Annotated in this window: 23 protein-coding genes; 12 read left to right on the forward strand and 11 right to left on the reverse strand. The window is 72.1% G+C overall.

Annotation, left to right across the window (positions count from 1 at the left end):
* Window positions 1-221: 221 nt before the first annotated feature.
* Together ABZ128_RS23725 and ABZ128_RS23730 are read right to left on the reverse strand one after the other, a co-directional pair.
* Window positions 222-668: an SRPBCC domain-containing protein gene (locus ABZ128_RS23725; protein ID WP_356850797.1), complete on the reverse strand. Its 447-nt coding sequence runs from the start codon at window positions 666-668 to the stop codon at window positions 222-224.
* Window positions 669-711: 43 nt separating this feature from the next.
* On the reverse strand, window positions 712-1,158 hold the full coding sequence (locus ABZ128_RS23730) for a VOC family protein (RefSeq protein ID WP_356850798.1): 447 nt from the start codon (window positions 1,156-1,158) through the stop codon (window positions 712-714).
* Window positions 1,159-1,237: 79 nt separating this feature from the next.
* On the opposite strand from ABZ128_RS23730, the gene ABZ128_RS23735 reads away from it, so the two are divergent.
* Entirely contained in the window at window positions 1,238-1,681 is a 444-nt protein-coding gene (locus ABZ128_RS23735; RefSeq protein ID WP_356850799.1) for a MarR family transcriptional regulator, read from the forward strand.
* Window positions 1,682-1,732: 51 nt separating this feature from the next.
* On the opposite strand, the gene ABZ128_RS23740 is transcribed toward ABZ128_RS23735, so the two are convergent.
* Window positions 1,733-2,143 carry a hypothetical protein gene (locus ABZ128_RS23740; protein WP_356850800.1) on the reverse strand — a complete coding sequence of 137 codons (411 nt, stop codon included), beginning with the start codon at window positions 2,141-2,143 and terminating at the stop codon, window positions 1,733-1,735.
* 279 nt (window positions 2,144-2,422) lie between these two features.
* Here ABZ128_RS23740 and ABZ128_RS23745 point away from each other — a divergent pair, with 279 nt between their 5' ends.
* A complete protein-coding gene (locus tag ABZ128_RS23745; protein WP_356850801.1) occupies window positions 2,423-4,087 on the forward strand; it encodes a lytic transglycosylase domain-containing protein in 1,665 nt (554 codons plus the stop codon).
* Between the two features lie 208 nt (window positions 4,088-4,295).
* Here the strand turns inward: ABZ128_RS23745 and ABZ128_RS23750 are convergent, their stop codons facing one another.
* A complete protein-coding gene (locus ABZ128_RS23750) occupies window positions 4,296-4,499 on the reverse strand; it encodes a cold-shock protein (protein WP_030012116.1) in 204 nt (67 codons plus the stop codon).
* Between the two features lie 237 nt (window positions 4,500-4,736).
* Here ABZ128_RS23750 and ABZ128_RS23755 point away from each other — a divergent pair, with 237 nt between their 5' ends.
* The 6 genes from ABZ128_RS23755 to ABZ128_RS23780 all read left to right on the forward strand — a co-directional run bounded on the left by ABZ128_RS23755 (window position 4,737) and on the right by ABZ128_RS23780 (window position 11,155).
* Window positions 4,737-5,606, forward strand: coding sequence for a menaquinone biosynthesis protein (locus tag ABZ128_RS23755; protein ID WP_356850802.1), 870 nt, complete (start codon window positions 4,737-4,739; stop codon window positions 5,604-5,606).
* A gap of 188 nt (window positions 5,607-5,794) precedes the next feature.
* On the forward strand, window positions 5,795-7,489 hold the full coding sequence (locus ABZ128_RS23760; protein WP_356850803.1) for a serine/threonine-protein kinase: 1,695 nt from the start codon (window positions 5,795-5,797) through the stop codon (window positions 7,487-7,489).
* Between the two features lie 85 nt (window positions 7,490-7,574).
* On the forward strand, window positions 7,575-8,774 hold the full coding sequence (mqnC, locus tag ABZ128_RS23765) for a cyclic dehypoxanthinyl futalosine synthase (protein WP_356850804.1): 1,200 nt from the start codon (window positions 7,575-7,577) through the stop codon (window positions 8,772-8,774).
* Window positions 8,775-8,781: 7 nt separating this feature from the next.
* A complete protein-coding gene (locus tag ABZ128_RS23770; RefSeq protein WP_356850805.1) occupies window positions 8,782-9,432 on the forward strand; it encodes a hypothetical protein in 651 nt (216 codons plus the stop codon).
* A gap of 108 nt (window positions 9,433-9,540) precedes the next feature.
* Window positions 9,541-10,230, forward strand: coding sequence for a demethylmenaquinone methyltransferase (locus tag ABZ128_RS23775; RefSeq protein ID WP_356850806.1), 690 nt, complete (start codon window positions 9,541-9,543; stop codon window positions 10,228-10,230).
* 13 nt (window positions 10,231-10,243) lie between these two features.
* Window positions 10,244-11,155 carry a glutaminase gene (locus tag ABZ128_RS23780; protein WP_356850807.1) on the forward strand — a complete coding sequence of 304 codons (912 nt, stop codon included), beginning with the start codon at window positions 10,244-10,246 and terminating at the stop codon, window positions 11,153-11,155.
* Window positions 11,156-11,176: 21 nt separating this feature from the next.
* Here ABZ128_RS23780 and ABZ128_RS23785 read toward each other — a convergent pair whose 3' ends face one another.
* Window positions 11,177-11,701: a GNAT family N-acetyltransferase gene (locus tag ABZ128_RS23785; protein ID WP_356850808.1), complete on the reverse strand. Its 525-nt coding sequence runs from the start codon at window positions 11,699-11,701 to the stop codon at window positions 11,177-11,179.
* A gap of 99 nt (window positions 11,702-11,800) precedes the next feature.
* On the opposite strand from ABZ128_RS23785, the gene ABZ128_RS23790 reads away from it, so the two are divergent.
* Window positions 11,801-13,084, forward strand: a complete 1,284-nt coding sequence (locus tag ABZ128_RS23790; protein WP_356850809.1) for a geranylgeranyl reductase family protein — start codon at window positions 11,801-11,803, stop codon at window positions 13,082-13,084.
* Between the two features lie 14 nt (window positions 13,085-13,098).
* On the opposite strand, the gene ABZ128_RS23795 is transcribed toward ABZ128_RS23790, so the two are convergent.
* From ABZ128_RS23795 to ABZ128_RS23815, 5 genes are read right to left on the reverse strand one after another with little or no spacing between them, the layout of a single operon-like run.
* Window positions 13,099-13,473, reverse strand: coding sequence for a hypothetical protein (locus ABZ128_RS23795; protein ID WP_356850810.1), 375 nt, complete (start codon window positions 13,471-13,473; stop codon window positions 13,099-13,101).
* Between the two features lie 47 nt (window positions 13,474-13,520).
* Window positions 13,521-14,741: an ABC transporter permease gene (locus ABZ128_RS23800; RefSeq protein WP_356850811.1), complete on the reverse strand. Its 1,221-nt coding sequence runs from the start codon at window positions 14,739-14,741 to the stop codon at window positions 13,521-13,523.
* Window positions 14,738-15,478 (reverse strand): ABC transporter ATP-binding protein, encoded by a 741-nt coding sequence (locus ABZ128_RS23805; RefSeq protein ID WP_356850812.1) that lies wholly within the window; start codon window positions 15,476-15,478, stop codon window positions 14,738-14,740. Before ABZ128_RS23805 ends, ABZ128_RS23800 begins: the two co-directional genes overlap by 4 nt.
* Window positions 15,475-17,070 carry a peptidoglycan-binding protein gene (locus ABZ128_RS23810; RefSeq protein WP_356850813.1) on the reverse strand — a complete coding sequence of 532 codons (1,596 nt, stop codon included), beginning with the start codon at window positions 17,068-17,070 and terminating at the stop codon, window positions 15,475-15,477. Before ABZ128_RS23810 ends, ABZ128_RS23805 begins: the two co-directional genes overlap by 4 nt.
* Complete coding sequence (locus ABZ128_RS23815; RefSeq protein ID WP_356850814.1) at window positions 17,067-17,555, reverse strand: hypothetical protein; 489 nt, start codon at window positions 17,553-17,555, stop codon at window positions 17,067-17,069. Before ABZ128_RS23815 ends, ABZ128_RS23810 begins: the two co-directional genes overlap by 4 nt.
* A gap of 240 nt (window positions 17,556-17,795) precedes the next feature.
* Here ABZ128_RS23815 and ABZ128_RS23820 point away from each other — a divergent pair, with 240 nt between their 5' ends.
* Both ABZ128_RS23820 and ABZ128_RS23825 read left to right on the forward strand, forming a co-directional pair.
* Complete coding sequence (locus ABZ128_RS23820) at window positions 17,796-18,218, forward strand: peptidase inhibitor family I36 protein (RefSeq protein ID WP_356850815.1); 423 nt, start codon at window positions 17,796-17,798, stop codon at window positions 18,216-18,218.
* A gap of 29 nt (window positions 18,219-18,247) precedes the next feature.
* On the forward strand, window positions 18,248-19,222 hold the full coding sequence (locus ABZ128_RS23825) for a hypothetical protein (RefSeq protein WP_356850816.1): 975 nt from the start codon (window positions 18,248-18,250) through the stop codon (window positions 19,220-19,222).
* 93 nt (window positions 19,223-19,315) lie between these two features.
* On the opposite strand, the gene ABZ128_RS23830 is transcribed toward ABZ128_RS23825, so the two are convergent.
* Window positions 19,316-20,143, reverse strand: coding sequence for a C40 family peptidase (locus ABZ128_RS23830; RefSeq protein ID WP_356850817.1), 828 nt, complete (start codon window positions 20,141-20,143; stop codon window positions 19,316-19,318).
* A gap of 767 nt (window positions 20,144-20,910) precedes the next feature.
* Here ABZ128_RS23830 and ABZ128_RS23835 point away from each other — a divergent pair.
* Window positions 20,911-21,270 carry an NADH-quinone oxidoreductase subunit A gene (locus ABZ128_RS23835; protein ID WP_030028256.1) on the forward strand — a complete coding sequence of 120 codons (360 nt, stop codon included), beginning with the start codon at window positions 20,911-20,913 and terminating at the stop codon, window positions 21,268-21,270.
* Window positions 21,271-21,279: the final 9 nt, after the last annotated feature.

Here is a 21,279-nt window from a genome sequence, read left to right on the forward strand (position 1 = left end):
CCGGCAGTCTGTTGTCTTTCCGGGGCGGGCCGGGCGGTCAAGGGTGGCCGAAGGCCATCGCGAAGCGACGCGAACGAAGAGAGCGCCCTTGACGGGTCGGCACGGCACGGAAGGACAGTGGACTGACGGGACGCCCCCGGAACTTCTCTGATGGCGGGTGCGGGTATCCCGACCCCCGAAGCCCCCGCCCCGCCTACCGCCCCCGCCCCGCCCCCGCCGTATCAGCTCAGGACGTCGTCCTGGTGGGTCAGGACCTGGTGCCAGGCGGCTTCGTGGCGGTCGCGGGCGGTCTCGTCGTAGAAGCCGGCATGGGTGAGGCGGAGGTGGGTGCCGATGGGGTGCGGGCCGAACTCGACGGTGACCACCGTCTCCGCCCCCGCCGTGCCGTCGCGACCGGTGACCCAGGTGAGTTCCACCAGCCGGCCCGGCTCCAGGCGCAGGAAGCGCCCGTAATGGGGGTGCCGGCCCCCGGGGGACTCCGTCTCGAAGAAGAACGGTGCGTTGACCTCGGGCCTCATGAGGACCGAGTCCGGTGCGGCGAACCAGCGGCCGAATCGCGCGGTCCACGCCGTGTACAACGTCTGCGCGTTCGCGATCATCGTGCGTTCGACGGTCAACCGGTGCGGGCGGTCCGACAGGTCGGGGATGCGGATCGGATCGGTGGTCATGGCGGCTCCCGGCTCGGTGCGTGACGCCAGCGTGGCCGTCACCCTAGTGGCCGGGGAGCTCCTCGGAGTGCCGGGACACCCGCTCCTGCCCGTCCTCGTACGACTGGAGTTCCCACAGGTTGCCCTCGGGGTCGCGGACATGGGCGGTGCGCAGCGTCGGCCCCCACTCGGGGCGGTCGGCCGGCGGGGCCGCGGGGGCGGCGCCGTGGGCCAGGCAGGCGGCGTAGGCCGTGTCCACGTCGGGGACGCGGCTGACCAGCATCGTGCGGTCGTCGGGGCCGGAAGCCGCGTCCGGGGTCGCCGCGGGGGTCATCGCCGTCCGGTCGAGCAGGGCCAGGACGCCCTGGTCGCCCACGTCCCAGGAGGCGTACGGGCCTTCGGCGGCGCCGCGGCTGCGGGTGGCGCCGAGGAGGGCGGGCAGCAGGGCGTCGTAGAAGCGGAAGGTCGCGTCGAAGCGGGCGGTCAGGAGGCGGGGGTGCAGGGCGTCCATGCGGCTCTCCTTCGGAAGGATTGGCAGGCCAAGATTAGTAGGTCTCAACCTAAGATGGGTGTCGACCTACAATAGGTCCATGACCTCCCCCGCCACACCCCGACTGGCCGCGCTCACGCCCTACTTGCTCTCCAGGGTGGGCAGGACGGCCCGCACCCTGGTCGCCGAACGGCTCGCCGCCCGCGGGCTGCGGCTGTGGGACATGGCGGTGCTCGCCGCCCTCGCCGACCACGGGCCGCAGGTGCAGCGCGAGCTCGCCGAGCGGCTCGACGTGCACCCGAGCGACATGGCGAAGGTGCTCGACGGCCTGGCCCGGATCGGCCGCGTCGAGCGCGAGCGCGACCCGGCGGACCGCCGCCGGGTGCGGGTGCGCATCGGCGAGCCCGGGTGTCGCCTCCTGGAGGAGCTGACCACGGAGACGGCGGCCGTACGCGACGAGCTGCTGGCGCCCCTGGACGAGGCCGAACGGGCCACGCTGCACGAGCTCCTGCTCCGCGTGCACCTGCACGGGGCGGGACGCTGACCCCCGGCCCCCGCCCGCCCGGGTCCGCCCGGTCCGCCCGGTCAGCCCCGGTCAGCCCTTGGGCAGGGCGCGCAGGCGGGCCGTTTCGTCCTCGTGCCGGCGCAGGGTCATGGCGATGCTGCCCGAGGCGTACTGGTGGACGCCGCCCGCCGCCAGGGGCACGGAGACCAGCAGCATGCCGAGCAGCTCGGCCCAGTCCCGCGCCCCCGCGCAGCGCTCGCCCTCGGCGTCGGCGTAGGAGACGCGGCCGGTGTCCCCGTCGTCGTAGAAGACGCGGGAGGCGCAGTCGGTGTCGTTGCGGCCGTATTCGATCGTGAACGGGACGAACAACTGGTAGGCGAGCCAGAGCCAGATGCCACTGGCCGCGAGGAGGAGTCCGAAGCCGAGGGTCCGCCGGCGCTCCGCCCGCGCCCGGAAAGCCGTCTCGTACGCCTCTTCCGTCTCGTACGCCTCTGTCGTCATGTCCGCCGAGGCTAGCAGCGTGTCCCACGGGCGGCCTTGGGCATACCGGCCCCCGTGCAGCCCGTGAGAACGGTCAAATCGGGGGAGTTCGGGGTCTTCCCGGCGCGCCGACAGGTCGTTCGTTCGTTCTGTCGTGGGGGACCGGTGAAGCCGAGACGAATGGTGTGCCACAACTGCCGGGGTGGCGGCGAGTCGCGCCCGAATACCTGATAGACAGTGAATATTCACGGCTCGACCCGCCGTATACGTTGCCGGCCGCCTTGGGGGGATCGCCGCACTGTGAAGCCGCTTCACCGTCACCTCGTCAACACCTCGCGCAAGGTCCTGTGCACGGCCGCGCTCGCGGCCAGCCTGACGACCGCCGCCGTGGTGACCAACACGTCCACCGCCGACGCGGGGGAGTCCGAGCCGACGCCGGACAGCCCGCAGGCCGCCGACCGCGGCGACGCCCGGCTCGACCTGCCCGACGCGGTCGCCGATCCGGCCGTGCCGCCCGCGGCCGGGGCAGCCGAGGGGGCCAGCGGCATACCCGGGACCGCCCTCGACGCGTACAAGCGCGCCCAGACCGCGGTGGCCGCCGCGCTGCCCGGCTGCCACCTCCCCTGGGAGCTGGTCGCGGGCATAGGCCGGGTCGAGTCCGTCCACGCCTCCGGCTACGGGCTGAAGGCCGACGGCTCCACCGAGAAGCCGATCCGCGGCCCGCGTCTGGACGGCAACGGCTTCGCCAAGATCATGGACACCGACAAGGGCGAGTGGGACGCGGACTCCGTCTACGACCGGGCCGTCGGCCCGATGCAGTTCATCCCCTCCACCTGGCTCACCTGGGGTGCCGACGGCAACGGCGACGGCAAGCGCGACCCGAACAACATCTACGACGCGGCGCTGGGCACCGGGCTCTACCTGTGTGCGGGCGACCGCGACCTCTCGGATCCGGCCAAGCTCGACAAGGCGATCCTCAGCTACAACGACTCGCGCGAGTACGTGAACACCGTGCTCGGCTACATGCGCCAGTACCAGAACGGCGCGGTGCAGGTGCCGAACCCGCCCGTCGGCAGCTACCCGACCCCGTCGACCCCGGTGCTTCCGACCCCGAGGCCGAACCCGCCGGCGCAGACGAAGCCCAGCTCGCCGAAGCCGACGCCCACGCCGACCCCGACGCCCACGCCGTCGAAGCCGGCCGAGCCGCAGAAGCCGAACCCGCCGGCCCCGCACCTGGAGAAGCTGGAGCTGCTCGGCGGCTCCGAGCTCACGGCGGAGTCCGGGGCCGCGGTCAGCGTCCCGCGGGTCAAGGCGGTGCTCAGCGACGGCAAGCCGGCCGCCAAGCTGAGCCTGCTGTTCGAGATCAAGGACGACACCACCGGCGGCACCGGCTTCGGGGCCGAGGGCAAGGACCACCTGGTGGTGGAGACCGACGGCGAGGGCGTCGCGGCGGTGGACGGCCTCAAGGCCGGCGCCAAGGCGGGCACCTTCACCCTGCGGATCGCGGGCTACGACACCACGGCCAAGGCCACGGCGAACCTCACCGGCACGGTCACGGCGAAGCCGCTCCCGGTCGCGGACAAGCTGACCCGGACCGACGCGGACGCGGCGAAGCCGCTGGAGCTCGCCGCCGGTGCCACCCTGACGGGCGTGCAGCTGACGGCCACGGCCCAGGGCAAGCCGGTGGAGGGGACGCGGGCCACCGCGGCCTTCGTCGTGCCGAATGCGACCGGCGACGGCTGGGTGCCGGTGGACCCGGCGAAGTCGAAGGGCCCGTACTTCAAGGGCAAGGACGGCGAGAAGCTGTTCACCCTGGACCTGGCCCCGACGGGAGCCGACGGCACCGTCGCACTGCCGGAGCTGTTCACCGCGGACGTCGCGCCGGGCACGTACCACCTGCGCGTGGTCACCAAGGAGAAGGTCGTCCTGATCCTGGACCTGAAGATCACCGCGCCCCCGGCGTAGCCGGCCCACGGGAAGGCGACGGCCCCCGCTGCGTGTTCCGAGAGGAACACGCAGCGGGGGCCGTCCCGTGAGCGCGCCGCGGCGCCGTCCGTCGCGAAAGCTGCGCACGGCGGACACAAGGCAGGAGCCCCGCAACCTCCGCTCGCACGGAGGAGGCAGGGCTCCTTGGGTACTGCTATCCAACCCGCGATGAGGTTGGCCCAGGCGACTAGGCCGGGGTGACGTTCTCCGCCTGCGGGCCCTTCGGACCCTGCGTGACGTCGAAGTTCACCGTCTGGTTCTCCTCCAGGGAGCGGAAGCCAGAGGCGTTGATCGCGGAGTAGTGGACGAAGACATCCGGGCCGCCGCCGTCCTGGGCGATGAAGCCGAAGCCCTTTTCAGCGTTGAACCACTTCACGGTTCCGGTAGCCATGAGCCCTCCTATGGGCCAAAGGGTCGCCCTGCTCCAGAACCTGCTAAGAAGTCTGAAAACTACAAAAGCCTGCGGGTCACATTCTCCGCAGGCCTCGTACTGCAAGGGAAACCAAACTGCAACTTGCGTCGAGCCTAGCACGCAGAGTGCGGCCGAGACCAGAGGGAAAGATCACGTCACTCGGACGTTTGAGGCCCGCCTGAAGGCTGACGGAGGCCCGGCGGCTAGTCTCGCGATGTGGATGTCTATCGCAGTCGCCCCCGCGTGGGTCACATTCAGTTCCTGAACTGCCTTCCCCTCTACTGGGGGCTGGCCAGAACCGGCACGCTGCTGGACCTGGAGCTGACCAAGGACACCCCCGAGAAGCTGAGCGAACGCCTCGTCGACGGGGAGCTGGACATCGCCCCCATCACCCTCGTGGAGTTCCTCCGCAACGCCGACCGGCTCGTCGCCTTCCCCGATCTCGCGGTCGGCTGCGACGGCCCCGTCATGTCCTGCGTGATCGTGTCGCAGGTGCCGCTGAGCCGGTTGGACGGCGCGCGGGTCGCGCTCGGCTCCACCTCGCGCACCTCCGTGCGCCTCGCCCAGCTGCTGCTTTCGGAGCAGTACGGGGTCCGGCCCGACTACTACACCTGCCCGCCCGACCTGGGCGTGATGATGCAGGAGGCGGACGCGGCCGTGCTGATCGGCGACGCCGCGCTGCGCGCCTCGCTCCACGACGCACCCCGGCTCGGCCTCGACGTGCACGACCTGGGGCTGATGTGGAAGGAGTGGACCGGACTGCCGTTCGTCTTCGCCGTCTGGGCCGCCCGCAAGGACTACCTCGACCGCGAGCCCGTCGTCGTGCACAAGGTCCACGAGGCCTTCCTCGCCTCCCGGGACCTGTCCCTGGAGGAGGTCGCCAAGGTCGCCGAGCAGGCGGCGCGCTGGGAGGCCTTCGACGCCGACCTGCTGCAGCGGTACTTCACCACGCTCGACTTCCGCTTCGGACCCGATCAGCTGGCCGGCGTACGGGAATTCGCGCGCCGCACGGGAGCGACGACGGGCTATCCCGCGGATGTCACCGTGGAGCTGCTGAAGGCCGCCGCGGAGCATCCGCTGCGCTGATATGACGTTTCCCGGGAATTGCCGATCTTTTCGCATTCCCGTCACCGGGGGAGAATCCCCGGGATCTTGACTCCGGGTGTTCCCGGAGGGTGCCGTCAGACCGGCGTGGGCAGGAGCCCGCCCCCGAACGGCACCCCACCCCCTAAGGTGCTGCTTGGCGTTCGCACAACCACGGGGGAGGCAACGCGATGCAGCCGCTCGAAGCGGACGAGCCGCGGACCATCGGCGCGTACCGGCTGCTCGGCCGGCTCGGCGCGGGCGGCATGGGGCGGGTCTACCTGGGCCGCAACGCGGGCGGGCGGACCGTCGCCGTCAAGATCGTGCACCCGCATTTCGCCGCCGACGAGGAGTTCCGGGCCCGCTTCCGCCGGGAGGTGGAGGCCGCGCGGCGGGTCGGCGGGGAGTGGACGGCGCCCGTACTGGACGCCGACCCTGAGGCGGCGGTGCCGTGGGTGGCCACCGGGTACGTCGCCGGGCCGTCCCTGGCCCGGGCCGTCGCGGCGCACGGCCCGCTGCCGCAGGCCTCCGTACGGGCCGTCGGCGAGGGGCTGGCCCGCGCCCTGGTGGCGGTGCACGGGCTGGGCCTGGTCCACCGGGACGTGAAGCCGTCGAACGTGATGCTCACCCTGGACGGGCCCCGGCTGATCGACTTCGGGATCGCCCGGGCCACCGACGGGACCGCCTCGCTGACCTCCACCGGGGTGTCGGTGGGCTCGCCCGGGTACATGTCGCCCGAGCAGATCCTCGGCAAGGGCGTCACCGGCGCGGCCGACGTGTTCTCGCTGGGCGCGGTCCTTGCCTTCGCTGCGACCGGGCAGCCGCCCTTCACCGGGGACAACTCGGCGACCCTGCTCTACAAGGTGGTCCACGAGCCGCCGGACCTCGACGAGGTCCCGGCGGGCGAGCTGCGCGAGCTGATCGCGGCCTGCCTCGCCAAGGCGCCCGCCGACCGGCCCGCGCCGCAGGACCTCGCGGCGGCGCTGGACGGGGCCCTGGCCGCCCCCGGCCGGCTCCCCGCCCCGCTGGTGGAGGAGGCCAGCCGCGCGGCGGTGGCCCTGCTCGACCTGGAGGCCGCCCCCGCCGGGGCGGCGCACGCCGCGTCCGGCCCGGTCCCCTTCCCGGCCTCCGGGAGCTTCGGGGCGCCGGACCCCTCGTACGGGCCCTCGTACGGCAGCGCGGGCACGGGCGCCCCGTACGCGCAGTACGGGCCCTACGGGCCGCCCACCGAGACCGCCGGAGCCGCGGTGCCGCAGCCGCGGACCGCCCCCGACCCGGGTCGCCAGGTCACCGTCCGCGCCGCCGGGCGCCGCCTCAGCTGCACGGTGGTCCTGGCCGCGGCGGCCGTGCTGGCCGTCCTGTCCGGCGGGATCTACGGGCTGGACCTGCTGCCCGGCACGGGCGGCGGCCGCGACCAGCACGCCTCGGACGGCGCCGCCCGGCCGCCCTCCGGATCCGGCTCGGCCGCGGCCACCGAACCGGCCCCGAGCGGCGGCACCGGCTCGGCCCCGCCCCGGGGCACCCGCCCCGACGTCCCGAAGGAACTGACCGGCACCTGGAAGGGCACGGTGACCACCGCCCGCGCGGGAGTGCCCAGCGAGTTCCAGATCACCATCAAAGGCGGCAAGGTGGGCGAGGTCGTCGCCCGGGACAAGTCGGTCCTCCCCCTCCTGGGCACCGACTGCAGCGGCGACTGGAAGCTCGCCTCCGCCACCGACCGCTCTCTCGTCCTGGACACGTCGGGCGGCCCCAACCCGGCGCCCGGCATCTGCTCCAACGGCTCCGCCGACGAGCGGTTCACCCTCAACACGAACGGGACACTCCACTACAAGTCAGGTGACGTGCCCGCCGGAAACCCCGAGGGCGACCTGACCCGCGTCCCGTGAGAGCCCCTTGGAATCCGGTGAGCGGGGCTGGCGTAGGCTGGATCGGTCCGGACCTCTTGACACACCGCCGAAAGGTGACGCACCGGTGACCGACCAGGCCGCTCTCCAGTCTGTCCTCGACCGCGCCGCCGCAGGGGGCCGCATCACCAAGGAAGAGGCGCTCGACCTCTACCGCCACGCCCCGTTGCACGCGCTCGGCCAGGCCGCCGACGCGGTGCGCCGCCGCCGCTACGCCGGCACCGAGCACATCGCGACGTACATCATCGAGCGCAACATCAACTACACCAACGTGTGTGTCACGGCGTGCAAGTTCTGCGCCTTCTACGCGGCCCCCAAGGACACGAAGAAGGGCTGGTCCCGCGACCTCGACGACATCCTGCGCCGCTGCGCGGAGACCGTGGAGCTCGGCGGCACGCAGATCATGTTCCAGGGCGGCCACCACCCGGACTACGGCGTGGAGTACTACGAGGAGCACTTCTCCGCCATCAAGAAGGCGTTCCCGCAGCTGGTCATCCACTCCCTCGGCGCTTCCGAGGTCGACCACATGGCGCGGATCTCGGGTGTGAGCGCCGAGGAGGCCATCCGCCGCATCCACGCCGCCGGTCTGGACTCCTTCGCCGGCGCCGGCGCCGAACTGCTGCCGGAGCGGCCGCGCAAGGCGATCGCGCCGCTCAAGGAGTCCGGCGAGCGCTGGCTGGAGATCATGGAGATCGCCCACAAGCTGGGCGTGGAATCCACCTCCACCATGCTGATGGGCACCGGCGAGACCAACGCCGAGCGCATCGAGCACATCGCGATGATCCGTGACACCCAGGACCGCACGGGCGGCTTCCGCGCCTTCATCCCGTACACGTACCAGCCCGAGAACAACCACCTCAAGGGCCGTACCCAGGCGACGGTCTTCGAGTACCTGCGGATGATCGCCATCGCGCGGCTGTTCCTCGACAACATCGCCCACATCCAGGGCTCCTGGCTGACCGTCGGCAAGGAGGCCGGCCAGCTGTCCCTGCACTACGGCGCGGACGACCTCGGCTCGATCATGCTGGAGGAGAACGTCGTCTCCTCCGCCGGAGCCAGGCACCGCTCGAACCGCCAGGAGATCATCGACCTGATCCGCAAGGCGGGCCGGGTCCCGGCGCAGCGCGCGACCACGTACGAGCACCTCCTCGTGCACGACGACCCGGCGAACGACCCGGTCGACGACCGCGTGGTCTCGCACATCTCCTCCACGGCCATCGAGGGCGGCACCGCGCACCCCGAGCTGAAGCTCATCTCCTCGAACTGACGCCCCCGTGCTGACGCTTCACACCGCCGACCTCCTCGTTCCCGGGCCGGGCCGGGCACCGCAGCCCGGCGGGGCGGTCCTCGTCGAGGGCGACCGGATCACCCTGGTGGGCCCGTACGAGGAGCTCGGCGCGGCCTGGCCGTACGCGCGGGTCCGCCGCTGGCCCGGGGTGCTGACCCCCGGGCTGCTGGTGCACGGGGCGGACGCGCTGCTGGAGCGGACGTACTACCCCGACGACCCGTACGAGGTCACCGAGCTCGGCAGCGAACCGATCAGCGGGGCCGAGGCGCTGGCCGGCCTGAAGATGACCGAGGCGCGCTGGGGCCACAGCGCCCGCCGGGCCACGCAGAAGCTGCTGGCGCGCGGGGTGGTGGCGGTGACCGGCCGGCTCACCGGCCCGGCGGTGCGGACGGCGGTGGTCCGCTCGGGCTTGGCCGTGCTGCCGCCGGCGTCCGGGTACCGGGGCGACGACGCTTCGCTGGACCCGTTCGCCGGGCGGGACGCGGCCGAGCAGGCCTTCCACGGGGTCCTGGAGCCGGCTGCCCCGGCCCGCTTCGCGGTGTTCGCGGTGGCGGACCCGGCGGAGCTGCTCGCCCAGGGCGCGACGACGTGCGTGGCCACCGTCATCGGGGGACGGCTGCTGCACCGCCGGCGCTGAAGGGGCCGGCCGGAGTGACGGGAGTGCCCCCGGCGCCCCGGGGCGGGGGCGCCTGCGAGAATGGCCCGGTATCAGCCCACCCGTACCGCACCTGAGGGGCCCACGCCAGTGACCCGCGCTTCCCTGGACAAGCAGCCGCACGAAGTCGCCTCCATGTTCGACGGTGTGGCGGCGAAGTACGACCTCACCAACGACGTCCTCTCCCTGGGTCAGGCCCGCCTGTGGCGCAAGGAGGTCGCCAAGGCGGTCGGCGCCCGCCCCGGCCACACGGTGCTGGACCTGGCCGCCGGGACCGCGACCTCCTCGCTGCCGTTCGCCGCGACCGGCGCGTACGTCGTCCCCTGCGATTTCTCCCTCGGCATGCTGCGGGAGGGCAAGAAGCGCCACGCGTGGCTGCCGCTGACCGCCGGTGACGCGACGAAGCTGCCGTTCCGCGACGAGGTCTTCGACACGGTGACGATCTCCTTCGGCCTGCGCAACGTGCAGGACACCGACGCCGCGCTGCGCGAGCTGTACCGGGTGACCAAGCCGGGCGGCCAGGTCGTCATCTGCGAGTTCTCGCAGCCCACCTGGGGCCCGCTGCGGACCGTGTACATGGAGTACCTGATGCGTGCGCTGCCGCCGGTGGCCCGCGCCGTGTCCTCCAACCCCGACGCGTACGTGTACCTCGCCGAGTCGATCCGCGCCTGGCCGGACCAGCCCGCACTGGCCGAGCTGCTGCAGAAGGCCGGCTGGTCGAAGGTGGCCTGGCGCAACCTCAGCGGCGGCATCGTCGCGCTGCACCGCGGCACCAAGTAAGCGCAGCCGTCGGGTGGACTACCAAGGGCTGCTGGAGCAGATCGCGGCGGACATCGCCCCGCTGGTGGGCAGCGGCGCGCCCGCCGCGTACATCCCGGCACTCGCCTCCGTGGACCCCGCGCAGTTCGGGATGGCCGTCGCCGACCTCGACGGCAACGTCCACGGGGTGGGCGACTGGCAGGTCCCCTTCTCCGTGCAGTCCATCACGAAGGTGTTCGCCCTGGCCCTCGCGCTGGCGGAGGGCGGCGACAGCCTGTGGGAGCGGGTGGGCCGGGAGCCCTCGGGCAATCCGTTCAACTCGCTCGTGCAGCTGGAGTACGAGAACGGCATCCCGCGCAATCCGTTCATCAACGCGGGCGCCCTCGTCGTCACCGACCGGCTGCAGACCCTGACGGGGGACGCGAGCAGTGAACTGCTGGAGTTCCTGCGGCTGGAGAGCGGCAACCCGGACATCGGCTTCGACGCGGAGGTCGCGGCGTCCGAGCACGAGCACGGGGACCGCAACGCGGCCCTCGCCCACTTCATGGCCTCGTACGGGAACATGGACAACCCGGTGCCGGCCCTGCTGGACCACTACTTCTGGCAGTGCTCCATCGAGATGAGCTGCGCCGACCTGGCGCGCGCCGCCCGCTTCCTGGCCCGGCACGGGCTGCGGGCGGACGGTTCGCGGCTGCTGACGCGCAGCGAGGCGAAGCAGGTCAACGCGGTGATGCTGACCTGCGGGACGTACGACGCGGCAGGCGAGTTCGCCTACCGCGTCGGGCTGCCCGGCAAGAGCGGGGTGGGCGGCGGCATCGTCGCGGTCGTCCCGGGCCGCTGCACGCTGGCCGCGTGGAGCCCGGGCCTCGACGTCCACGGCAACTCGGTGGCGGCCGTGGCGGCCCTGGACCGCTTCACCACCCTGACGGGCCTGTCCGTCTTCTGAGGCGCCGCCCGCCCGCCGGGGCTACTCGGGGCGCAGCTGCAGGCTGTAGCGGCGGCCCGGGTTGCCGCCCGGAGACAGGAACTCCTCCGCCAGCCGCATGCCGAGCCGTTCCGCCACCGCCACCGAACGCGCGTTCCCGGCGTGGATCATCGCCACCACCTCCGGCACGCCCGCCTCCCGTATCCGCTCGACCGTGGCCAGTGCGGCGGCGTACGCGTACCCCTTGCCCCAGTGCTCCCGGCCCAGCCGCCACCCGATCTCGATCCGGCCGACCGGCCCCCACTCCTGCTGGGGCCAGGGCTGCGCCCCGGTGAAGCCGATGACGGCGCCCTCACCGTCCAGCAGCGTCCACAGGCAGTAGCCGAGCTGTGCGTCGTGCATCCGCTGGCGCGCCGTGAACTCCTCGTACGCGGACAGCTCGGTGGGGCCGCCGAGGAACTCCATGACGTCGGGGTCGTCGAAGAGGGCGTGCCAGGCGTGCGCGTCCTCGTCGGTGGGCACGCGGAGCTGGACGGCGGGGAGCGGCCGGGTCGGCGAGGTGGTCACAGTGGGCAGCCCTTCGGATTCGCGATCTCTCTCGCTGCATAGACTGCACATGTCCTGTGCCGTTGGGCACCCTTTATCGAGCCTTCGGGAGACCCCGCAGTGACCGAGCCCCTCTCCGAACACTCCGCGGATGTGATCGTCGTCGGGGCCGGACCCGCCGGCTCCACCACCGCCTACTACCTCGCCAAGGCCGGACTGGACGTCCTGCTGCTGGAGAAGACGGCGTTCCCCCGCGAGAAGGTCTGCGGTGACGGGCTGACCCCGCGCGCCACCAAGCAGCTGGTGGCGATGGGCATCGACATCTCCGAAGAGGCCGGCTGGCTGCGCAACAAGGGCCTGCGGATCATCGGCGGCGGCCAGCGGCTCCAGCTGGACTGGCCGGAGCTCGCCTCGTTCCCGGACTACGGACTGGTCCGCAAGCGCGACGACTTCGACGAGACGCTGGCCCGGCAGGCGCAGAAGGCGGGCGCCCGGCTGTACGAGCGCTGCAACGTCGGCGAGCCCGTCCGCGATCCGCGCACCGGCCACATCACCGGCGTGCAGGCGAAGCTGGGCGAGGAGAAGACCCCGGTCACCTTCAGCGCCCCGCTGGTCGTCGCGGCCGACGGCAACTCCTCGCGGCTGTCGCTGGCGATGGGGCTGCACCGGCGCGAGGACCGCCCCATGGGTGTCGCGGTGCGTACGTACTTCACCTCGCCCCGGCACGACGACGACTACCTGGAGTCCTGGCTGGAGCTGTGGGACCGGCGCGGCCCGCAGGACCGGCTGCTGCCCGGGTACGGCTGGATCTTCGGCATGGGCGACGGCACGTCGAACGTCGGCCTCGGCATCCTCAACTCCTCCTCCGCCTTCCGGGAGCTGGACTGGCGCGAGGTCCTCAAGGCGTGGTGCGCGTCCATGCCGGAGGACTGGGGCTACACCCCCGAGAACATGACGCAGCCGATCCGCGGGGCGGCCCTGCCGATGGCCTTCAACCGGCAGCCGCACTACACCAAGGGCCTGCTGCTGGTCGGCGACGCGGGCGGGCTCGTCAACCCGTTCAACGGCGAGGGCATCGCGTACGCCATGGAGTCGGGGCAGATCGCGGCCGACGTCATCGTCCAGGCGCACGCCCGGGCGACGCCCGCCCAGCGCGAGCTGGCGCTGCACAGCTACCCGAAGGTGCTGAAGGAGACGTACGGCGGCTACTACTCGCTGGGCCGCGCCTTCGTGAAGCTGATCGGCAACCCGAAGGTCATGAAGGTCGCCACCCAGCGGGGCCTGACGCACCCGGTGCTGATGCGCTTCACGCTGAAGATGCTGGCCAACCTGACCGACCCGGCGGGCGGCGACGCGATGGACCGCATCATCAACGGCCTCTCGAAGGTGGCCCCGAAGGCCTGACGGGGGGCGGCGGATCAGGAGGCGGGCCGGTCCGGGCCGCCTGCGGGGCGGGCTCCTGGTGCGCCTCCGGGGCGGGCTCCCGGGCGGGCTGCGGGTCCGCCTCCCGGGCCGGCTCCGGAGCCGATTCCGGGTCCGGCCGCGTGGACGGAGCGTACGCAGCGGGTCAGCAGGACCGTCCCGTACAGCAGCATCGTGAGGCCGGCGGCCCACCCCAGGCCCAGGACGAGCGGATGACCCGGCTTGTGCCAGGGGCGGGTGGTGTTGAGGAGCCAGCCGCCGACGGCGAGCAGGAAGAGCCCGGCGGCGGCCGGCACGGCGGTGGGGTCACCGCTGCCGCCCGCGGTGACCGGGGCGTCTTCGCGGTGTTCGAGGTGTTCCTCACTCCCCACGGGCCACCACCTCCTCAGGTGAAAACGGGTCGGGCGCTGCGCCTCCGCTATCTTCGCAGGGCCTCGGCCGGTTCCACACGGGCAGCCCGCCAGGCGGGATGGACCCCGGCCAGCAGCCCGGTCACGAGCCCCACGAGCGGGGCCGCGGCCACCGTCAGCGGGTGGATCACCGGCGTCCAGTCCCGTACGAGGGACACCCCGACCACCGTCAGCTCGCCGAGGGACGTCCCGACCAGCCCGCCGAGCGCCCCCAGCGCGGCGGACTCGGCGAGGAACTGCGCCGACACGTGCCGCCCCCGGGCCCCCAGCGCACGCCGCAGCCCGATCTCCCCGGTCCGTTCGAGGACGGCGACGAGCGTCGTGTTGGCGATCCCGACCGCGCCGATCACCAGGCAGATCCCGGCCAGCAGCAGGAACAGGGCACTGAGGTCGGAGGTCACCCCCGAGCGCAGCAGCCGGGGGTCGGGCGGCGGCACCGCCTTCAGGTATTCGGGGTGGTCGGGCCGCAGCGCGAGCGGGGCGAGCTCGGCGACCTGCCGGGCGGCGCCGAGCTCGGTGGCGATCAGCATGCCGGCGCTGCCGGGCGAGGGCGGCCCCCACAGCTCTTCGGCGGTGGCCCGGGGCACGAGCACGGACAGCAGGTGCTCCGGCTTGCGTTCCACGTCGGAGACGATCCCCGCCACGGTGAAGGGCTCCTGCCCGATGTAGAGCGCGGGCCGGGTGGCCAGCGTGGTGATGCCGAGGCGGTCGGCGAGTCCGCCGCCGATGACCACGACGCGCTGTCGGCTCCGCTCGGAGAACTCGTCGTAGAGGCGGCCCTCCCGCAGGGTGGGCACCAGGGCGGCGACGGCCCCGGGCGAGGCGGCGACGACGGACGCACCGGTGGTGGCCCCCCCGCCGCCGGACGGCAGGGAGCCGAGGGAGGTCCGCGGGTCCAGCCGTACCGGCCACAACACCCCGGCGTGCTCGATGCCCGCGACGGCGTGCAGCCGCTGCTCGGCGTCGGCGGGGAAGCCGGGCCCGGCGAACTCGCTCTGCTGGGCGGCGACGTCCTCGACGGTCACCTCGGTGGCGGTGAGGACGTTGAACCGGCCGTCGATCTGCGAGGAGATGGTCGCGGTGAGGCCGAGCACGGCGACGAAGCTGCCGACGCCGAGGACGGTGCCGAGCGCCGTGAGCACGGCCCTGCCGGGGCGGCGCAGCATCCCGGCGACCGCCTCGGAGACGGTGTCGCGCGGGGACAGCCGGGTGGGGCGTACGGCGCTCACCCGGAGAGCCGCCCGTCGCGGATGGTGACGGTCCGCCGGCCCCGGGCGGCGACCCCGGGGTCGTGGGTGATCAGGAGAACGGTCATGCCGGAGCCGTGCAGTTCGTCGAGCAGGGCGAGGACGGAGGCGGCGTTGGCCGAGTCCAGGTTGCCGGTGGGCTCGTCGCAGAGCAGCAGCGACGGCCGCCCGACGAGCGCACGGGCGATGGCGACGCGCTGGCGCTCCCCACCGGAGAGCCGCCCGGGCACGGCGTCCGCCCGGTGCCCGAGCCCGACCTGCTCCAGGGCCTCGCGGGCCCGTACGAGGCGCTGCGCGCGCGGGACTTCGGTGTAGAGCATGGCGAGGGTGACGTTCTCCAGGGCGGACCGGTGGGGCAGCAGGTGGAAGGACTGGAAGACGAACCCGATCCGGCGCCCGCGCAGCGCGGTGCGCTCACGGTCGGGCAGCGCGGCGGTGTCGATCCCGTCGAGGAGGTAGCGCCCGCGGGTCGGGGAGTCGAGCAGCCCGGCGACGTTGAGGAAGGTGGACTTCCCCGAGCCGGACGGCCCGACGACGGTGATGAACTCCCCGCGGTCCACGACCAGGTCGAAGGGGTGCAGCGCCGCGACGGGAGGCGGACCGGGGTAGGTGAGCCCGACACCGCGGAACTCGATGACCGGGCCGCCGGGCTCCGGTTCCGGGCCCTCACGGAGGCGGCGCGGGTCCTCGCGATGGCGGCGCGTGCGCGGGAACCTCATGTGCGCTTCCTCTGGCCCGGTCCGGAGTCCGCCGCCTTGGGGGCCGCGCCGATGACGACCACGGCGCCGGCGGCGAGATCGTCGGCCTGCAGGGGGGTCACGGCCACGTAGCCGTCGCCGCTGGTGCCGGTGCGGACCGCGATGCGCCGCTGCGTTCCGTCGGTGGAGACGGCCGTGACGAGGGTCTGGCCATCCGGGCTCGCGGAGACGGCGGTGACCGGGACCACGAGCGCATCGCCGTCGGTGGAAGCCGACTCGATGGTCAGCCGGACGTCCTGCCCGGCGAAACCGGCGGGCAGCGCCTGGTCGGCGCGTACCACCATCCGGTAGCCGAGATCGGCACCGCCACCGCCACCGGCACCGCCACCGGCACCGCCGCCCTTGCCCTGGGCACCGCCCTGGCCGTTCTGGTCGGGCTGCTGTCCGGTCGGCCGGCCGGTGGACCGCTCGGTGGCGACCAGCGCCACCTTGCCCCGCACGTCGGTTCCGGCGGCCTCGGAGGAGACCACCACCGCCATGCCGGCGCGCAGCAGCTGCTTCTTGTCCTCCTTGACGTAGGACTCGACGACGAGCTCACCCGCGGACAGCGTGAGCACCGACCCGGACACCGGGCCGCCGATCCGGCCGGCGACGGCACTGACCCGGGCCGGGAAGGACCCGAGGAACACCGTCTCGGAGGCGGGGAGCATCGGCCCGTCGGCGGTCTCCGCCTCCGCCAGCTTGGCCCGTGCGTCGGCGAGCGCCTGGCGGGCACGCACGAGTCTCCGGTCCGAGTCGCCGGTTCCGCCGGCGGTGGCCTTCTTTCCCTCCGCCGTGCCCGTCGTGCCCGTCGTACCGGGGGAGGCGGAAGGGCCGGGGGCGGTCGCCTTGCCCCCGCGGCCGGCCTCTGCGTCCTCCACGGCCCACTCGGCCGACCGCACGGCGTCCCGCGCGGCCTTCAGTACGGCGGGGCCGTCCGCGACGGCGGGCAGCGGGTCGTACCCGATGGTCCGGTACCGCGCGGCGAGAGCGGCCTTCGTACCCGCCCCGAACACGCCCTTCGCGTCCGCGCCGGTGCCGTGCCCGAGCTCCCGCAGCGCCTGCTGCAACTGCGCCACGTCGTCGCCGGTGGCGCCCGGCTTGAGGTCCCGGTAGACGGGGAGGGTTCCCTTGAGGGCGAACACGGGGCGCCCGGACACCTCTGCCACCAGCTGCCCGGCCGCGACCGGGTCCCCGGTCGTGAGCGGCAGCTTGGTGACGACGGGGGAGCCGGTGCCGTCACCGGAGCGGGGCTGCGGGGCCACCTCGACGCTCTGGTCCGCGACCACGGTCCCGCGCATCACCACCTTCTGCGCGAGCACCCGCCGCTCGACCTTCGCGGTCAGCACGCCCTGCGCGGGCGGGCCCGTCTCGGCGGCCACCTGCGCGGGGGACTTCACGAGAGTGGTGGCCAGCAGCCCGCCGACGGCCATGAGTGCGGCCCCGGTGACGAGGCCGATCACCACGCGCCGTCCCCGTGCGAGCCCGCCGGAGCCCCGGGCGCCGTTGTCGTCGTCGGTCCCGTCCCGCTCGCCGCCGGTCACATCCACCACGACGTCCTGCAGTTCGCTCATCCGCCGAGGACGGCCTTGCGGCCGGGGTTCCGCTCGCTCCTGCACTTCTTGAGGGCGTCCGCGTGCTTCGTCTTGAGCTCGGCCACCTGCTCCGGGGTCATGGCCCGGTCGCTGATGTCCCCGGTCACCGGATCGGGATCCGGATACCAGGTCACGCCCTGCTCGCGCAGGCACTCGGATTCCGCGCGGGCGGCAGCCAGCACTTCGGGGGCGGCAGGCTCGGGAGAGTGCGGCGGCGGAACCTTGTCCTTGCACGCTTCCTGAGCCGCGGGGAGTTTCTTCGCGGACGGATCGTCCTTGTCCACGCGGGGTGCACCGTAGTCGGTGTGGGTGATTTTCACCCCCTGGCCCTTGAGGCAATCGAAGTAGGCGATTTCCTCCTTGGTGGGCGCAGGGCTGTCGCTCGCCGAAGGCTCGCCCCCGCCGGAGCACGCGGTCAGCGCGAGCGATACGGCAAGGAATATGAAGGGCACATGCTTACGCATAAGAGGGCGCTTCCCTCGGTGTAGGGATGGATGAGAGCGCCGCATAACGAGATGGCGTGCGAACGCGAGTCGTGATCCTAGAGAGTGTTCCCTCGGAACAGCAACCCCCGTCTCACGTCGCTTTTTTGACTGTCCGTAGGCTGAGATCACTTCTTGTGCACGGCTGTCGATTGGGTTTGAATCTCGCCTGCCCTGAGACAGCCGGCGAAGACCGTGCTGTCTTTTTCTACGGTTTCCACGGTGGGGAATGTGCGAATGAACAAGAACCTGCGCGGACTGCGTTTCGCGGCCGCTCCTGCGGCCCTTGCGGCCGCCCTGCTGGTCGCGACGGCGGCCCCCGCTTCGGCGTGGGTGCACGACGGCTACATAGAGCAGTTCGAGTTCGGCCTGTACTACGAATACGGCCCCAGTGGCTGTGTTTTCGACAGCAACAAGGACGACCCGACGCTCACGGACGACTACTTCAACGGCCCTTCGGGCTGTGGCGGTCGCAGCCAGAACGTGAACGACAACACCCGGGCCTACAAGAACCTCGACGTCTATGGCTGGTACGTCTACACGGACGTCAACTACAAGGGAATCCAGGGCTCGATCCCGGCCGGTTACACCGGAAATGCCTCGGCCAACTTCAAGGACAGCATCAGTTCCATCTACTGGTACTAGGCCGTCCGCATCCCGAAGAGGACCATCTGATGTCTCCCACTCCGCGCCGCCCGGCCCTCACGGCCTCCCTGTTGGCGGCGGCAGTCGTCCTGCTGGCAGGCTGCACGGACGGCGGCGGGGGGAAGGGGGAGGATCGCGGAGAGCCCGACCTCGGCTCCGTCGCGGTGAACCCCGCCACCTCGTCGATCTCCTTTCCCATGGACGCCTACACGGACTCGGACGCCGAGCTGCGGCGGATGGACGCGGTGCAGGCCCGGCTGACCGAGCAGTGCATGGCCCGGTACGGGTTCACCTACGAGGCGCCGCAGAAGCCGGCCCCCGCCGTGGACGGAGCGAACGGTGACCGGCACCGCGACCTGTTCGGAGCGGCGGACGCCGAGCACGCGGCCGCACACGGCTACGACAGCACCTCCGGGGTGCCGCGTCCGGAGAAACCGGCTCCGCCCCAGCTCAGCGGGAGCGCCTCCGCCGTGCTGTTCGGTACCCGGCCGGGTGAGACCGTTCCGGCCGGACCCGATCCGATGAATCAGGAAGAGGCCGACAAAACAGACAGCGGCGTCGAGGTCGGCGGTCAGAAGGTGCCGGCCGGCGGCTGCATGCGGGAGGGGTACCGCAAGCTGTACGCGCCCACGAAGGACAGCGTCGACCTGCTCTACTCCTTCGGGCTGGCCGCCCAGGCACACAGCCGCGCACAGGAGGACTCCCGGGTGGTCGCCGCCCTGAAGGGCTGGTCCGACTGCATGGGCAAGGGCGGCTACGGGGGACTGGGCACCCCGTACGAGGTGATCGAGAAGCTGGGCCTGCAGAACGACAAGGGCGGCCCGAAGGCGATCGCCGTCGCGACCAAGGACGTGGCGTGCAAGCGCGAGGTGAACCTCGTCGGCATCTGGGCGGCCGTCGAGAAGGCCTACCAGCAGCGGCTCGTCGAGGAGAACGCCGAGACGCTCGCGCTCTACAAGAAGCAGCGCGACGCCCGTTTCAAGCTCGCCGCCTCGCTCGGCTGAGGCCGCATACGGGCACGGCCAAGGGCCGGTACTCCACCCCCGAGCGGGGGAGTACCGGCCCTTGGCCGTGTACGGCGTGCCGCCGGGCGGCGGTCAGAGGACGCGGACGGCGCCCGTCGGGCGGTCGTAGCTCAGGGAGCGCTCGACGATGCCCGTGCTGGGGTTCTGCGCGCCGACGAACTTGCCGCCGCCGACGTAGATGGCGACGTGGTAGGCGTTGCCGCGGGAGCCCCAGTACAGGATGTCGCCCGGCTGCAGGGCGCTGAGGGAGACCGAGGTGCCCTCGGAGGACTGGTCCTGCGACATGCGGGGCAGGGAGATGCCGGCCTGGCGGTACGCGGCCTGGACGAGCCCGGAGCAGTCGAAGGAGGACGGGCCGGTGCCGCCCATCACGTAGGCCTTGCCGACCTGCGCGCGGGCGAAGTTCACGATGGCGGCCGCGGATCCGGTGGCCGGGGCGGTCACGGTGCCGGAGCCCAGGGCGCCGGAGGCGGAGGTGCTCTGCAGCGAGGTGCGGGAGGAGCTGCGGGTGGCGCGCTCGGCCGCGGCCTTGCGGTCCGCCTCCTCCTTCGCCTTCTTCTCGGCGTCGGCCTTCTCGGCGTCTTCCTTGGCCTTCTTCGCCTCGGCGGCGGCGCCCGTGCGGGCTTCCTCCTCCTGGGCGTGCAGCTCGCCGGTGACGGCGGCGGCGGCCGTGTTCTCTGCGGCCGTGGTGACGGCGGAGGAGACCTCGGCGGCCAGATCCAGGTTCAGGACCGGCATTTCGAGCGTCGTCTCGGCCACGGGCTCGGACGGGGACGCGCTCGCCGTGCCGGCCATGGCCAGGGTGCTGAGGACGCCACCGGCAACTCCGGCGCGGACCGCGAGCTTCGAGGCGCTGCGCCGGGGCTTCCGGTGGCTGGGTATGTGAGCGGTGTGGGACATGGGTACAACCGCTATCAGGGGGGCGCGGTTCCCTTCAAGAAACGTGGTGTGCGCCACAGTTGTGCGCGATTCGGGCGCAACCGGGCGCGCCATGCGACGTATTGACGCCGTAACGGACGAATCGGACAGCCCTTCACAAGCCTGTGATCATGGGGTTTCAGTAATTAGTCCGAATTGAGCCGCGGCCTACCATCCCCGCGCACAGATGGCCAAGCCCTCTTTCGGAGGCGCGGATTCGACGTGGCGCAGGTCACAGGAATGTCTCGCCGTGGGGAGTCTGTGGCCCGTCCGTGATCTCGCTGTGAACCGGCCGGGTACAACCCGCCGGGTTCGTGAACGGATGCACACGTCCACTCCGGTACGCGCGGCCTCCCCCGACCGGGCGACGCGGATCCCCATATCACCGAGGGGCCGGTCGGGGCGAATTTGCCTGCACTGACCATCGTTTGATAGGCACGGCCACCTTCTACCTGCGGTAACGCAGTTAATGTCACCTTTCGTAGCCGTGTGAATCCTTCGCGTACAAAGATCGCCACCTAGAAGCCTTCATGATCGTTCGTCGGGTGGTGGAGATCACAAACTCGGTGTTGTAACCCGTGTCGCAGATCACAGACGAGCGGGCATAGGATGCGCATCAGTCCGGCTTGTGAACTGCCTCACATGTACACGATCTTCGCGAGGCAGGACTCCCCCAGTTCGCGCTGGGAGGGGCCCCCGCGCCGGCGCAGCGGTCCAACGGTCAAGGACGACTGGAAGGAGCGAGGAGCGTGAATGCGTACGCGCCCATCCTCGTGCTCGGCGCCCTCGGCGCAGGGTTTGCGATCTTCTCCGTGGTCATGGCCACGCTGATCGGCCCCAAACGGTACAACCGGGCGAAGCTCGAAGCGTACGAGTGCGGCATCGAGCCCACGCCCACGCCGGCCGGTGGCGGTCGCTTCCCCATCAAGTACTACCTGACGGCGATGCTCTTCATCGTCTTCGACATCGAGGTTGTCTTCCTCTACCCCTGGGCCGTCACCTTCGACTCCCTGGGGATCTTCGGGCTCGTCGAGATGCTGCTCTTCGTGCTCACCGTCTTCGTCGCCTACGCCTACGTCTGGCGCCGCGGCGGCCTGGAATGGGACTGAGGGGCTGAA

Origin of the sequence: Streptomyces sp. NPDC006326, from assembly GCF_040612915.1 — a bacterium.
In the GTDB taxonomy this organism is placed as follows: Bacteria; Actinomycetota; Actinomycetes; order Streptomycetales; family Streptomycetaceae; genus Streptomyces.

Excerpts from the sequence above, each read along its gene's own strand:
- ABZ128_RS23810 (WP_356850813.1), bottom strand. The coding sequence starts at position 17,070 with ATGAGCGAACTGCAGGACGTCGTGGTGGATGTGACCGGCGGCGAGCGG.
- ABZ128_RS23730 (WP_356850798.1), bottom strand. The coding sequence starts at position 1,158 with ATGGACGCCCTGCACCCCCGCCTCCTGACCGCCCGCTTCGACGCGACC.
- ABZ128_RS23830 (WP_356850817.1), bottom strand. The coding sequence starts at position 20,143 with ATGTCCCACACCGCTCACATACCCAGCCACCGGAAGCCCCGGCGCAGC.
- ABZ128_RS23740 (WP_356850800.1), bottom strand. The coding sequence starts at position 2,143 with ATGACGACAGAGGCGTACGAGACGGAAGAGGCGTACGAGACGGCTTTC.
- ABZ128_RS23750 (WP_030012116.1), bottom strand. The coding sequence starts at position 4,499 with ATGGCTACCGGAACCGTGAAGTGGTTCAACGCTGAAAAGGGCTTCGGC.
- ABZ128_RS23735 (WP_356850799.1), top strand. The coding sequence starts at position 1,238 with ATGACCTCCCCCGCCACACCCCGACTGGCCGCGCTCACGCCCTACTTG.
- ABZ128_RS23760 (WP_356850803.1), top strand. The coding sequence starts at position 5,795 with ATGCAGCCGCTCGAAGCGGACGAGCCGCGGACCATCGGCGCGTACCGG.
- ABZ128_RS23825 (WP_356850816.1), top strand. The coding sequence starts at position 18,248 with ATGTCTCCCACTCCGCGCCGCCCGGCCCTCACGGCCTCCCTGTTGGCG.
- ABZ128_RS23725 (WP_356850797.1), bottom strand. The coding sequence starts at position 668 with ATGACCACCGATCCGATCCGCATCCCCGACCTGTCGGACCGCCCGCAC.
- ABZ128_RS23815 (WP_356850814.1), bottom strand. The coding sequence starts at position 17,555 with ATGCGTAAGCATGTGCCCTTCATATTCCTTGCCGTATCGCTCGCGCTG.
- ABZ128_RS23805 (WP_356850812.1), bottom strand. The coding sequence starts at position 15,478 with ATGAGGTTCCCGCGCACGCGCCGCCATCGCGAGGACCCGCGCCGCCTC.